This is a genomic window from Corynebacterium macginleyi (assembly GCF_003688935.1).
GTDB lineage: Bacteria > Actinomycetota > Actinomycetes > Mycobacteriales > Mycobacteriaceae > Corynebacterium > Corynebacterium macginleyi.
The window spans coordinates 63,783-77,421 of sequence record NZ_REGE01000010.1 but is presented as its reverse complement, the minus strand read 5'-3'; the positions used below and the strand labels follow the sequence as shown (position 1 = coordinate 77,421).

General features: G+C 57.2%; 10 protein-coding genes, 1 tRNA gene and 2 pseudogenes. 6 read left to right on the top strand and 7 right to left on the bottom strand.

Annotated elements, in window-relative coordinates:
- Together D9V82_RS12655 and D9V82_RS07980 are read left to right on the top strand one after the other, a co-directional pair.
- Positions 1-170, top strand: a pseudogene (locus D9V82_RS12655) (IS256 family transposase); the annotation flags it as partial.
- A gap of 253 nt (positions 171-423) precedes the next feature.
- Positions 424-876 (top strand): annotated as a pseudogene (locus D9V82_RS07980) (IS1249 family transposase); the annotation flags it as partial.
- Between the two features lie 169 nt (positions 877-1,045).
- Here the strand turns inward: D9V82_RS07980 and D9V82_RS07975 are convergent.
- Positions 1,046-1,122, bottom strand: a tRNA-Met gene (locus D9V82_RS07975).
- A 161-nt stretch (positions 1,123-1,283) separates the two neighbouring features.
- Entirely contained in the window at positions 1,284-4,253 is a 2,970-nt protein-coding gene (locus D9V82_RS07970) for a UPF0182 family protein (RefSeq protein ID WP_200440820.1), read from the bottom strand.
- A 122-nt stretch (positions 4,254-4,375) separates the two neighbouring features.
- On the opposite strand from D9V82_RS07970, the gene D9V82_RS07965 reads away from it, so the two are divergent.
- Together D9V82_RS07965 and D9V82_RS07960 are read left to right on the top strand one after the other, a co-directional pair.
- A complete protein-coding gene (locus D9V82_RS07965) occupies positions 4,376-4,912 on the top strand; it encodes a PPA1309 family protein (RefSeq protein ID WP_121911872.1) in 537 nt (178 codons plus the stop codon).
- 36 nt (positions 4,913-4,948) lie between these two features.
- Positions 4,949-5,605: a beta-N-acetylglucosaminidase gene (locus D9V82_RS07960; protein WP_121911881.1), complete on the top strand. Its 657-nt coding sequence runs from the start codon at positions 4,949-4,951 to the stop codon at positions 5,603-5,605.
- A gap of 9 nt (positions 5,606-5,614) precedes the next feature.
- Here D9V82_RS07960 and D9V82_RS07955 read toward each other — a convergent pair whose 3' ends face one another.
- Positions 5,615-6,682 carry a YlbL family protein gene (locus D9V82_RS07955; protein WP_121911871.1) on the bottom strand — a complete coding sequence of 356 codons (1,068 nt, stop codon included), beginning with the start codon at positions 6,680-6,682 and terminating at the stop codon, positions 5,615-5,617.
- A 93-nt stretch (positions 6,683-6,775) separates the two neighbouring features.
- Between D9V82_RS07955 and D9V82_RS07950 the strand changes: the two genes are divergently transcribed.
- A complete protein-coding gene (locus D9V82_RS07950) occupies positions 6,776-8,182 on the top strand; it encodes a zinc-dependent metalloprotease (protein WP_121911870.1) in 1,407 nt (468 codons plus the stop codon).
- A gap of 42 nt (positions 8,183-8,224) precedes the next feature.
- Here the strand turns inward: D9V82_RS07950 and D9V82_RS07945 are convergent, their stop codons facing one another.
- Positions 8,225-8,746: a M48 metallopeptidase family protein gene (locus D9V82_RS07945; protein ID WP_121911869.1), complete on the bottom strand. Its 522-nt coding sequence runs from the start codon at positions 8,744-8,746 to the stop codon at positions 8,225-8,227.
- Positions 8,747-8,834: 88 nt separating this feature from the next.
- On the opposite strand from D9V82_RS07945, the gene D9V82_RS07940 reads away from it, so the two are divergent.
- Entirely contained in the window at positions 8,835-9,731 is an 897-nt protein-coding gene (locus D9V82_RS07940) for a hypothetical protein (RefSeq protein ID WP_238996119.1), read from the top strand.
- On the opposite strand, the gene D9V82_RS07935 is transcribed toward D9V82_RS07940, so the two are convergent.
- The 3 genes from D9V82_RS07935 to D9V82_RS07925 are packed head-to-tail and all read right to left on the bottom strand — an operon-like array spanning position 9,709 to position 13,606.
- On the bottom strand, positions 9,709-11,763 hold the full coding sequence (locus D9V82_RS07935) for an ATP-dependent DNA helicase UvrD2 (RefSeq protein WP_121911868.1): 2,055 nt from the start codon (positions 11,761-11,763) through the stop codon (positions 9,709-9,711). The genes D9V82_RS07940 and D9V82_RS07935 overlap by 23 nt on opposite strands.
- Positions 11,756-12,487, bottom strand: coding sequence for an NAD(+) diphosphatase (locus tag D9V82_RS07930; protein ID WP_121911867.1), 732 nt, complete (start codon positions 12,485-12,487; stop codon positions 11,756-11,758). The genes D9V82_RS07935 and D9V82_RS07930 overlap by 8 nt, the downstream gene beginning before the upstream one ends.
- A complete protein-coding gene (locus tag D9V82_RS07925; RefSeq protein WP_121911866.1) occupies positions 12,488-13,606 on the bottom strand; it encodes a potassium channel family protein in 1,119 nt (372 codons plus the stop codon).
- Positions 13,607-13,639: the final 33 nt, after the last annotated feature.

Genomic DNA, 13,639 nt, shown 5'->3' with positions numbered 1-13,639 from the left:
TGATGATCTGCAATATCGAAGACAAACGAGCCTTAAAGAGAGCCAAGCAAGGCAAACGGGCCTCAGCTACAGCCAGCAGACTCGTGGAAGGAGCGCGAGTATCCGGTTGGAAACAAGCCATCAACCACATGGCCGTGGCCTTTCCCGACCGCTTCGACAAATACCTATAAACCTAACCCCACACACAAACAACTTGACACGCTCGCGGTGGTCGCCTTTATGTGCACCGGCACGAGGCCTCACCCGAGTAACAGATACACCACACTAGCGGACGCAACCTTTCATCATTCTCTAACTCCCTAGTCACCACGCCGGCCTCCAAAACGGCGGTGCCGCTCTTTAGTCACTATACAACGCGCACTGTTGCGGGACTGGTTACAACCCATCGCCCCCCAAAAAAAACACGCGAAGCCCCCGCGCCGGAGTGGTCGTTGGACGCACACCTGGACCCATGCCAGCGTGCGCAAGGCCTACAACAGTCTCAACCACCTCTGGCGCAATGAACTGCTGTTTGTCTACCTCAACCCACCCGAAGGAGCCCTTGACACACACCCGATCAAAGCCACCACCAACAGCCTTAAAGGCGGAATCAACTCCCAGCTGAAACTACTAGCACGCACGCACCGCGGACGACGCGGAATACACCAACGCCGAATGCTTAAGTGGTGACTGTATCTAAAAACAGAACTGCCCGACGATCCCGTAGAAATCGCCAGACAGTCCAACTGGGGCCAGGACCAACTCGCCAAAGTCCAAGGCCTTACCCCAGAAGACCACAACACAGCCGACCCGGAAACAGGCCGACCAGCCTTCTACGACAACGCTATCGACACCAACTACACCCATTCAATTGGCTTCCAAAAAGGCCAAATCTAGCCCAGGCAACACGCCGAGCCAGACACACATTTTGCTACTTAACCCCACATTTTGACCCTTAACCCACAAAATGCCATCGCTAAAGTCCCAATTTGAGTCCCACGGCGTGCACTTTAAGAGAAATAACTAAAGCCCCTACCAGTGTTTCTACTGGTAGGGGCTTGGAAGTTGGTAGCGGGGGCAGGATTCGAACCTACGACCTCTGGGTTATGAGCCCAGCGAGCTACCGAGCTGCTCCACCCCGCGTCGAGATGACTTCCGTCATCCGCACTAGAACAGTTTGTGAGCACTGAGTGCACCCTCTCTGTCCCGGCGACTTCTGTAACTATACAGACAGTAAGGCACCTACCCAAATCCCCTGGGTAGGTGCCTTATTTCCTAATTTCTAAGTGAGAGGAGTGCGAGTTTTAGCCCTCGGACTTCTGGTAGGACTGAACTGCCTTGTCCAACTCATCTAGGGCGCGGCCGTACTCTTCGAAGGAACCATCGCGGGCAGCTTCCAAGCCCTTCAAGGCCTTGTTGATGTCATCGATAGCGCCTGCTTGATCGGAGCCACGAGGAGCCGTAGCCGGAGCGGATTCCGCAGCGGATTCCTTCTTTTCGTCCTTTTTATCCGCAGAAGAGTTATCCTTATCGGCATCACCGTCGCCGGAATCGCCCTCAATTTCCTCGATATTTTGGGCGGACTTGGCGTCGATTCCAACCTGCTCCAGGGCCTCCCCGATAGTCGGTGCGTAGCCCACACGGCCTTTGTAGGACACGAGCACGCGCAACAGCTTCGGGAAAGCGGAGGCCTGATCTTTGCGCTGCGAGTAAATCGGTTCGAGGTAAAGAATCTCACCGCCGCCGACTGGCAGGGCCAGGAGGTTGCCGTTGTGCAAATCGTTAGTGCCCTCCCACAGGGTGCGGTCACGGGCTACCTGGTCGGAGGACATCATGGCGTCCTGTGCCTGCTTCGGGCCCTGTGTCTGCGTATTGGTCGGCAATACCCGAACGGTGATATCGCCGTAGGTATCGGGATCGGACGATACCGCCATGTGGGCGGACAGGAACTCACGGTTCAAACCACGGTACGAGGTGGTCAGCTGGAAGCTCGGCTCGCCGGTTTCCGGATCAGCAGCCATCACGTAGTACGGCGGCTGGTTCAGATCGCGGGATTCCTCCGCGGTTGGGTCGTTCGGCACGGACCAGAAGGCGTCGTTGTTGAAGAACACATTCGGGTCGTCGACATGATAGCGGGCCAAGAGGTCGCGCTGCACCTTGAACATGTCCTCCGGGTAGCGGAAGTGCTCGCGCAGCTCGTCAGAAATCTCGGATTCCGGCTTGACCACATCCGGGAATACACCTTCCCAGGCCTTGAGTACGGGATCTTCCTTATCAAACTCGTAAAGGTCCACGCTTCCGTCATAGGCGTCCACCGTCGCTTTCACGGAGTTGCGGATATAGCCCACTTTGTCGTTGACCAAGCGCTGGGTGGTGCCATCTGGATTGAGGGCGTCCTGGGTGGCATCGGAAAGCGAAGCGCGCTGGGAGTACGGCAGGGAATCCAGGGTGGTATAGCCATCGACGATCCACTTTATGTGTCCATCGATGACGGCCGGGTAGGTGGCGGAATCGGTGGTCAACCATGGGGCAACCTTCTCCACACGCTCGCGGGGATCACGGTCATAAAGCAGCTTGGATTCGCTGCCCACACGGTCCGAAAGCAGGAAATTCAACTCACGGTACTTGGCGGCATACATAGTTCGGTCAAAGAGATTGCCAATCTCAACGCCACCCTTACCGTTATAGGTGTAGTTGGTGCTATCGGTGTCATACTCCACCGGGTTTTCGCCGGTGGTACCGGTAATGGCGTAGTCCAGGTTATCGGCAGCACTTGCAATGACCGGACCATAGTAAATGCGGGGCTGATCAACCTTGATTCCCAAGGACTTCTCAGCATCCTGAGTCTCGCCTTCACCCTCGGACTCGCCGGCCTGGGTTTGCAGGTCAGAAACGGTGAAGATGGGGTAACCACCGCGGGCGGAACCAGCATCGCGGGCAACCTCATCAACGGTATTGGCTTGCGCGGCTACGAATCCGTTGCCGTGAGTATAAACGGTGTGACGGTTAATCCAGTCAGACTGGTTTTCACGCAGCTCATTCGGATCCAACTCACGGGCAGCAACGACGAAGTCACGCAATGTGCCATCGATTTTGTAGCGGTCCATTGACAGAGTTTCTGGGAAACCATAAAAGTTTTTCAGCTGCTGCATCTGGGTAAACGTCGGCGACAAAACCTCCGGATCTAGCAGGCGCAGGTTGTTGATGGTGGCGTTATCGGAGGCAACCTTGTCATCCGATACATCATCACCGCCCCAGTTTTCTTTATAAGTCACGTGGTCATCAGTAAGCCCATAAGCATAACGCGTAGCCTCAATATTGCGGGCAATGGACTCATTTTCTTTTGCCTGGCGATTTGGCTGTACCGAGAAGCGCTCCATCAGCATCGGCCATGCCTGGCCAATGATCAGGGAAGAGGCAAGCATGAGCACCACGGCGAGACCGGGAATGCGCAGATCTTTGATGACAACGGCCATAAACAAAGCAATGGCGACGAAGACACCAATGATCATCAAAATGATCTTCGCGGGCAGGTAGGCATGGATATCCGTATAGGATCCACCAGTAAAGAGGTCATGCTCGGAATACAGCAGCCTATAACGCTCTAGCCAATAGCCGGCGACCTGGACCACCATCCACAGCCCAGCCGTAATGGCTAGCTGCAGGCGCGCTGCGCGGGAAATGGACCCGCGCACCCCCGCGGCATTATTGCCAATGCGGATTCCGCCCAAAATATAGTGGCCGAACAGTGCAATAAGGAAGGCGAGCACGAGCAGGATGGACAAAGTACTGACCACTATCTGCAATACGGGCAGCGTAAAGGCATAAAAACCCAAATCGTGATGGAATTGAGGATCTTGCACGCCAAAATCCTGGCCGTTGAGAAATAGCATCACAGTGCGCCAATGGGACTGGCCGATAAAACCGGCGATGATACCCACGATAGCTGGGATAACCTTGAACAGCGTGCCCATGGACTTTTCAATGGACTGGCGGTATTGATAAACCGGCGAGTTCAGATCTCCCATATCCAAGGAATCAGGGCGACCGCGCCAAGCACAGAGCCCAGCAGCCCACACCACTACGGCAGCAACTAACCCGAAGATGATAAAAAGAACTATGCGAGCAGTAATCGCAGTGGTGAAAACACTGCGGTAATCAATGGAGCCAAACCACCTCCAATCCGTATACATGCCCACGAGCATGGGACCGAAAAATAAGAGGACGGCAGTGATGGCCGCAATAATTGTCGCGACCTTAGGGGGCCGCTTCAATGGGGCGGCTGGTGTGGATGACCCTAGGGACAACGCCAGCTCCAATCAGATAGTGCGAATTTTTAACATGTAGACTTTTCCAGTTTAAGGAAGCAATACACAGATAACGAATAAGGATGTCTATGAGTTCCCCCGAACTATCACAGCCAGCTTTAAACCGCGCTATGACGGAGGCCGTCGATTTTGTCCACGCCGAAGGATGGGACGCCCGCCCCACCATTTTCGCCCTTGTTCCCACCCATTTGGTGGCGGATCAGTTAGCTACCATGGACGCAGACACCGCGTCCCCGCTAACCCTTATCGTCCAAGACAATGTCCCGGAAAACATTGAGCCAGGTTCCGAGGAATTGGCAGATTATGTCTCCCGCTTGGCCTGGCCTCGCGAGGTAGCTGGTGTCATCTTGGCCCAGGAGATCAATTTCCGGGATACCTCAAGCGAAGACCCCTACCCTCGCCCAGCGCGCCTGTATTCGGGTGTCCTCCGCGAGGAGGGAATTGAGACCACCTTGCTGCAGCTGCGCCCCACCGAGGAAGAGCTAGAAGCAGCAGGCCCCTTTGCTGAGGACGATATTCAGCTGCGCGGTGGCCCGCAGGTGGCCCCTGGCGTGATCGCTGCGCTGCGCTATGGCCTCGATCAGGATCCGGATGCACTAGACTAGGTGGCAATTAAGCCCGCAACCGAGGAGTTCTATACAGTGCGACGCCTTCCTTTATGCCACCTATCGTCTTTCCGTACCGCTACCGCGGCGGTGCTGCTGGGGCTCAGCGTGGGTGTGGCAGGTTGTTCTTCGGGTGCTGATGCGCCTGAGGATGCCCGCATACTAGCCACCTCCGCGGCCACCGCCACAACACCCGAAAGCGACAAGGAATCCGCAGCATCGAGCACTGAGTTCTCCGCGAAATCAGAACCGGCAGTTAAAGAGGGAGACAAAGCTTCCAAGGAAAGTACCGCTAAGGAGCCAAGTGCTAGCGGGAAGTTGGATGAGTCAGTTACCACAGTCTACGACGTGTTTAAGTCGCTCGCGCCGAAGGACTTATTCGCCCAATTTGAGCGCTGCGATTCCACCGGCGGGGATTCTTCCTACAATTGCTCCGGTCATAAGGTGGGACAATTCCAGTTCTTTAATTCCCATTCCAAGGCCTCCCAAACCACTCAAGTCCTCACCGAGCTACGCAGCTCACATACCATCGTGGACGACGGGGACCGCGTCGTCGGCTGGTCCACATTGGGCACCACGGCGGTTATCACCGTGGTGGATAATAAGGAAGGCCTGGTCATGCAGCAGATGATTTCTTCGGACCAAGTGGACCCGGAAGAGAAGATTAAGGAGCTAGGCTTGGTACAGGACTAGGAACCGGCCTCATTCGCTGCATTGCTTGATGTCTTTGCCCGCCGCAAAGTCCTTCATAGCCGCCACGGCATCGTCGAGGTTGCCTACCTCCGCAATGGTCATATCGCCGTGGTCGCTTCTGGCCACTGCCGCGCAGTTGCCTTTGGGCGCCAAGAAGAGCTCGGCTCCAGCATCGTGTGCGGCGGCGATTTTATGCTCGATGCCGCCGATCGGCCCGACCTTGCTATCAGCCTGAATGGTGCCGGTGCCGGCCACGAAGGTGCCGCCGGTTAAATCTTCCTCGCTGAGCTTGTCGATCACCGCCAGGGTAAACATCATTCCCGCTGACGGCCCGCCGATATCCTGCAGGTTATAAGTCACCGAGATATCGTCCGTGGGTTGCGATAACATGGCAATCCCCAGCAATGCCTTGCCCTTATCGTGCGGATTTTCACCCAATGAGATTTCTACACTGAGCTTTTTGTTCCCGCGGTTAATGCTGATTTTTACCTTGTCGCCGGGGCTTTTGTCCTTGATGATATCTTGGACCTCGCTCGGTTTGGTGACGTGGATGCCATCGACAGCGGTGATGACATCATCTTCTTGGAGATGATCCGAGGCAGCACCCTCCTCAATGACCTCGGCCACGGTGATTTTGACCGGCAGGTGCAAATAGTCCATTGCCGCGATGGTGGCTGCGGATTCAGACTGGGCAAAGGCCTGCTTATTGGATTCGTGGACCTCCTCATCCGTCATGTTTTGCGGAATGACGGTATCAATAGGCACCAAGGTGTCATCGGTAAGAGCCCAGCGCCCCAGCGCCTGCGCTAAGGTCATATTGGTGCGCACGGACACCGTGGTCATATTAAGGTGCCCACTGGGTTCATAGGTCTTCGGCGCCTGCACATCAACGACTTGGGTGCCATCTACCTCGCCCAGCGTATCCACGGTGGGGCCAGGGCCTTCGGCGGCATAAGGAACGGTCAGCGAGATATCGGTGCCCGGAATATGGTCAAGCGATACCAACGCACCAGTGAGCACAACGGGAATGGCACCCCAGGCAATGGTGCGGACGCGACGGCTGGCAGGAGAATTCACGAAGCAATAGCCTACAACCTTCGCTGTACTGTTCGCTGTCAGCGTTGCTGTGATCATGGAAACTTTCCGCGCCGTGCCGGTAGATTAGAGCGCATGAGCAACGGATTCGGTTTTTCTTTCCCCAATAACGATGACGACGATCATGACGGGCGTCGTGACCAGAACCCGTTCGCCGCATTCGGCGGCGGAAGTGGTGGCGGCCTCGGAGACATGCTGAACCAGTTCGGTCAGATGCTATCCGGCATGGGCTCGTCCATGAACTCGCCTCAAAACTCTGGGCCGGTTAATTACGACATGGCCAAGCGCATCGCCCTGCAGCAGATCCCACAGTCGAAAGAAATTAGCGCCGAAGATTCTAAGGCAATACAAGAATCGGTGCGTCTGGCAGAACTCTGGCTTGATGATGCTTCTATTCTCCCCACCGCCTCCGGCGCCCCACAGGCATGGGATTGCAAACACTGGTTAGAAGAAACCATGCCCGCCTGGGAGCGCATGGTCACCCCGGTGGCCCAACACATGAACGATGCACAGCTAGAGTCCATGCCGGCAGAGGCCCGCGAGATGTTGGGACCAATGACCACGATGATGGGCCAGATGTCCAGCATGAATTTTGGCATGCAGCTAGGCCACGCCTTGGGGGATCTGGCCAGTCAGGCGCTAACCGGCTCCGACTTTGGCCTGCCCATCGTCCCTGCCAATACGGTGGCACTCTTGCCGCATAACATTCAGAAGGTCGCACGCGATCTTAACCTTCCTGCCCAAGAGGTACTGGTCTATATTGCCGCGCGCGAGGCAGCCCGCCAGCGCTTGTTCAAACACGTGCCATGGCTGGTAGAGCGCATTGTCTCTTCCGTGGAAGAATACGCCATCGGCCTGGTGATTGACACCTCCCACATTGAAGAGCTCGCCCGCGAGCTCAACCTGGAATCCGGTGATCCACAGGCCATCCAAGAGGCAATGAGGAAGTTGCAGGGGATGGATCTCTCCCCGCGCATTACCTCTAAGAACACCGTTGCTGCCTCACGGCTAGAAACCCTGCTGGCCTTGGTTGAGGGCTGGGCCGAGCACGTCGTGAGCGAGGCATTGGGCGCACGTATCCCCTCCACCGCGAAGCTCACTGAAGCGTGGTCGCACCGTCGCAGCACCGGCGGCTCCGCTGAACAGGCCTTCAGTAAAGTCGTCGGCATCGAACTCAACGCCCCCAAGGTGACCGAGGCCGCTGAGTTGTGGCGCCGCGCCACCGTTGCCGTGGGTACTGAAAAGCGCGATAAAGCCTGGGACCACACAGACTTCCTGCCTACCGCAGGCCACCTCGATAACCCGGCTGCCTTCATTGATTCCCTCTTGGATGACGAGCCGGACGAGGACTTCGAAGAAGAATTTGCGAAGCTGGAAGAAATGCTTAAAAACGGCGACACGGACAAAAATTCTCAGGACAGCGACAACGATGAGGACAGCGACGAAAACACCGACAAGGACAACGGCGGCACAGATAAGTAACCTGTCCCCGCGATTAGTCGTTTCCGTGGTTAGCGCCCCGCGCTAACCACCCCAGCGCTGATAGGCTTCAAGGTAGCCCTTGGCCCGCTCGGCGTAGGGAGCCCTATCTGCCCACCGCCAAAATTCGCTTCCGTGGCGTGGGATGAAGGTATGGGTCAACTCATGAATGATGACCGAGTCCAGCACATAATCTGGCACCTGCTGTAGGCGGTTGCTCAGCCGGATATCCGCGGTGGAGGTAGTACAACTACCCCACCGCGTATTCTGATTACTCACCCACCGAATAGAACCGATCCGCGCGCGCCCTTCCAGGTACTGCGCGTTGAGCTGCTCAGCGCGCTGAAGAAGCGCCGCATCAGTCTGCACGGCACTACCGGTTTTCTTCTCTAAACGCGCGAGCATATCCTGTACCGCCTCGTTTTCTTCATCAGCTGACATCCAATCTGGGATGCGCACTTCCAATACCCCAGCCACCATGCGCGCCTGCACCGACCTACGCCGCCGCGCGGAGCGGATAACCTTGACTTCACGGTGGTTGCTTTCCGGTGATGGCGTCTTCGACATGACAGGTCATTGTACCTGTGGTGCAATGGAGGCACATGCGGCGTGTATGCCGTGTTCGGGGTGTTAGAGGGGATTTGAGGGGGAATTAGTGACTGCCTCACAGGGCACGGCTCAGTTCGTGACATTGGCACCAGGGTGTGGTGTATTTTGCCGCGAGAAATCCGTGGTGCAATTCGGAATGGATGCCACCCGGGTCGCGGTGGCGGACACGGGCAATGCGCCGGGCGTGGCCCGCGCCTTTGCCACGGCACATCAGCCGGTCGATTCCGAGGAGTTGGCCGCGCGGTTGGAAGCGGCCGGCTTGGATAGCGTTGCCGCTAATAGTCTCATCGAGGATACATTGGCTTATGGCATCCTCTGGCCACAGCCACCCCAGCCTACGCAGCCTGAGACCATCATCATGCTGGGTGAATCTCCGCTTGCCATGGAGCTACGTGCCCGCTTGCACACAGATGGTTATACTGTGCGCATTCCCCTTGATGAGGACAATATATTTTCTTATATCCACGATCTTGACGGCCTCTTTACGGTGCTTGCTATCGACCAGCTCCACTGCCCGATCGATTGTGCCAATGCCCTCGCCGGCACCCCGACTACCTGGTTACCTGTCTCCCTACTAGATAACCGCGGCATCATCGGTCCCCTGCGCGTCGAGGGGCAAGGGCCCTGCCCACTGTGCATTCACCTGCACCGCGTGGATGCGGATCCGCAGTGGACGACCATTGCCTCTCAACTCACCAAGGTGCGCAGGCAGCCGGAAAAGCTGGTCATCGATGCGGTAGCGGCCCAAGCACAGGTGGTAATTCGCCGTCTAAGCAAACGACCCCTACCGCCAGGCGCGCCCACCGCCTTCCCACGACCGGGACAACAATGGGAGGTTGATGTCTACGGCCGCCACCAACAGCGCACAGCCATCGCCCATCCGCGATGCCCGGTGTGTTTCGGAGGCAAGGTAAATTTATCTACAACCTCGCCGATCGAATGACCTCCAGGATCTGGCAGCCATAGCGTTCCAATTTATTGGGGCCTATTCCGGAAATAGATAGCAACTCCGCCTCATCTGCCGGCAGCTCTTCCGACATGGCCTGCAAAGTGGCATCGGTAAAGATGACATAAGCCGGAACTTTTTCCTCCCGGGCAACCTGCGCACGCCAGGAACGCAGGGCAGAAAAGACGTCGTCATCGCCATTGCCCTCACAATTGTCGTGCCGACCAATGACCTTTTCCGCCGGGGTTTCTAAAACGCCGCTGCATACGCGGCAACGTTTCGGGCGGCGGGACCTGCCACTTCCTGCAGACGGTTCCACGCCGGGGGCAATTCCATCAAGGAATCGGGTGCGCTCCCGGGAGGCCCGGGAACCGGCGGTCTTCGCCAATGCCCACGACAGGGCCAGATGTTCGCGGGCGCGAGTAATGCCTACATAAAACAGGCGGCGTTCTTCCTCGATCTGCTCATCGCCCGCCTTAATGGCGTGATTGATGGGCATGAGTTTTTCGCTCAATCCGACGAGGAAGACGGCGTCCCATTCCAAGCCTTTGGCCGCGTGCACCGTAGCGAGGGTCACGCCTTCCATGGCGGGGGCTTGCTTATCGGTGGAGCGACGCCGCAACTCACCCAGCACCCCATTGAGATCGATGTCCGGGGTAGATTCCACGATTTTCTCGATCAACGCCACCAGAGCGTTCAGCGATTGCCAGCGTTCGCGGGCCTGCGCGCCCTGCGGTTCGATGGCACTGAATCCGAGTTCGACGAAGGCGGCCCGCGCAATCGCCACTGGGTCCTCCGGTAAATCATCGCGGCGCGTGGCGGCTATGAGCACGCGAATAGCCTCCACAATCTCTGGGCGACGGAAAAAGCCTTCACCGCCGCGGACCTGGTAGACCACTCCAGCATCAGCGAGTGCTTGCTCAAATTGCTCCGACTGGGCGTTGATACGGTACAAAATGGCAATTTCTGAGGCCGGCACACCCTGATTGAGCAGGGTTAGCACCTGACCGGCCACCTCCTGCGCCTCGTTTTCCTCGGACTCATAGGCCTTAAACGTCGGTTCCGGCCCAGGCTCGCGCATTCCTTGCAGCTCCAGGCGGGTACCCGCCGCGCGCCCTGTAGCCTTGCCGATGACCCGGTTCGCCAAATCCGTTACCTGCGGCGTGGAGCGATAGTCTCGCTGCAGCTTGACGATGGTCCCGTCCGGATAGCTACGCGAAAAATTCAGCAGGTACTCCGGCGAAGCGCCATTAAAGGAATAGATGGTCTGGTTAGCATCGCCCACCACGGTCAGATCATCGCGATCGCCCAGCCAGGCGCTCAGCACGCGCTGCTGCAGGGGAGTGACATCCTGGTACTCATCAACGACGAAGGTACGGTATTGCTCACGGAAGGTTTCAGCGATAGCAGGGACGTTTTCGATGGCACCGGCGATGTGCATGAGAAGATCATCAAAGTCTAAGTGCATCATATCCGGGGTGGCTTTGGCCTTTTCATAACGCCGGAAGGCCTCGGCTACCTTAGCGGCATCGGCCGGAGCGGTGCGATCCGTTTCTGCGATCACACTTTCATAATCCTCCGCGCTGACCAGTGCGGATTTCGCCCATTCGATTTCCGCTAACACATCGCGGATCATGTCTTTAGAATTATCCAGCCCCACCGAGCGCACCGCGCGGCCTACCAGCGGGAACTTATTATCCAATAGCGTCCATGGCAGATCGCCTGCGACCTGCGGCCAGAAATACTTCAACTGGCGGCGTGCGGCCGCGTGAAAGGTTTGGGCCTGCACACCAGCTACACCCATCATGCGCAGCCGATCCCGCATTTCTCCTGCGGCACGCGCGGTAAAGGTCACGGCCAACACCCGCTGGGGGTTTACGAACCCTTGATCCACCATGTTGGCAATACGATAGGTAATGGTACGGGTCTTACCAGTGCCCGCGCCGGCCAAAATGCACACCGGTCCGCGCGGGGCGGTGGCCGCGCGGCGTTGATCCTCATCCAGCAGGGATAAATCCGGCTTATTCACCGTGATACCACTCCATAATCATCGCATGTGCAATAGAACCCGCGGTAGCCAGCGGGAGCTTAGGCAGCTCGGCGCGGGTTACCCACCGAATTTCTTCCAGTTCCCTGTCAGTATGGCAGGTGGCCTGAGCATCCGATGTCTCTGCGTAAAGGCCCAGCATAAGTGAGCTGCTCGGCGGCCACGGCTGGGATCCCCAATAGCGGAGGTTCTCTATGCGCCGCCCAGTTTCCTCCATGGTTTCGCGGGCAAGGGCTGCCTCAATTGTCTCGCCCGGTTCCACGTACCCCGCGATCAGGGAGAAGAAACCGTTGCGCCGACGATTGCGCGCCAGCAAAATCTTCTCCTCGCCCTTGAGCTCAATGAGACCAATGACGGCTGGATCTAAGCGCGGGAATACCATGCGGCGTGAATCCTGCGGATCGCGGCCTATAGTACCCGGCGGTGGATAGTCCAGTGGGTGGCCCGTGCGCGGGTCAAAGCGCTGCTCCAACCGATTACGGATCAAAGCAATGGCCTGCATGACGAGGGAGTTACTGGCAAAGAAGGTGGCGGGTTGCAACTTACCCATCCGCTGCGCAATCGCTTCTGGACAGGCAAAAACGTGCAGCGTACCAATGTCTACTATCTCCGGCTTTCCCACACCTTCCGGCAATTTCTCCACCACTGCGGGGTCTCCACTCGCGGTGGCAGGCACTAATCCCGTGTCCGTTACGGGCAAATACAATTAATCCTCCTCATCTTCATCTTGCACTTCCGCAGGTTGTTCCAGATCGTGTTTGATGTACAAGAGGCGGTCACCGGGTTTTAGCGCGGAGGCATCAGCAGTATCGACGCGGTGGAGTTCGTTATTGCGTAGCACCGCGAGCACAATATCCGCTAGGTGGCGCGGATTGGAACCGACTTCGAATTCACGCACGGCGCGCTCAGCTACCGAAAATCCCTCATTAGGAGAAAGCAAGTCCTCCATCATTTCCACCACGGTGGGGGTCACCGTAGCAAGGCCTAGCAGACGGCCAGCGGTCTCTGCAGAAGTCACCACGGAATCCGCACCGGATTGGAGCAAAAGGTGGCGGTTTTCGGACTCGCGCACAGAGGCCACAACCTTGGCCTTAGGGGCGAGCTCGCGCACGGATAGGCAACACAGCACCGCAGTATCGTCCGAGGACGGGGTGACCACCACGGAGTTTGCATGCTCCACCCCGGCAACCTTGAGCACGTCTTGCTTAGTACCCGAGCCAAAGATGGTGACCAGCCCATGATGTTCCGCGTGCGCCAGCGAAGCACGGTTGTTATCAATGACCACGATCTGAGAGGTGGGTACGTCATCTGCCAAGAGCGCGGCGACTGCACCGGCGCCCTTTGTTCCATAGCCTATAACGACGGTGTGGTTACGCAATTGTTTTCTCCAGTTCTGGATTTCAAAGGTGCGGCGAGCCTTGTCCGTGAGCACGGACAGCGTCGCACCGACCAACAACACAAGGAAGACGAGGCGGGCTGGGGTGATAAGTACAAGGTTAATAAATCGCGATTGCACCGTGACCGGAACGATATCGCCATACCCCACGGTGGTCAGCGTGATGGCAGCATAGTAGGAGGAATCCATAAGCGACATGTCCTCGCTATAGCCATCGCCGTCTAAATAGACGATGATGACGACGAAGATAAAGATGCCAAATGCCCACAGCGCGCGTTTGGCCAGCTGACGCCACGGGCTGGCACTTTGATCCTTGGGCACAGTGATGACATCAAGGAGCGCGTGATCAGGTTGCGAGGACAACTCGACTTGCGGCAAAAAGCGCTGTTTAATCCGCCCTTTGAACGCCTTCGCACGTTTTTTGGCCACTGGCTCAGCCTTCTTTTCTGGATCGACTTTTCA

What these genes read in the sequence shown, in the direction of transcription:
- D9V82_RS07950 (WP_121911870.1), top strand. Translation starts at nt 6,776, where the DNA reads ATGAGCAACGGATTCGGTTTTTCTTTCCCCAATAACGATGACGACGAT.
- D9V82_RS07945 (WP_121911869.1), bottom strand. Translation starts at nt 8,746, where the DNA reads ATGTCGAAGACGCCATCACCGGAAAGCAACCACCGTGAAGTCAAGGTT.
- D9V82_RS07965 (WP_121911872.1), top strand. Translation starts at nt 4,376, where the DNA reads ATGAGTTCCCCCGAACTATCACAGCCAGCTTTAAACCGCGCTATGACG.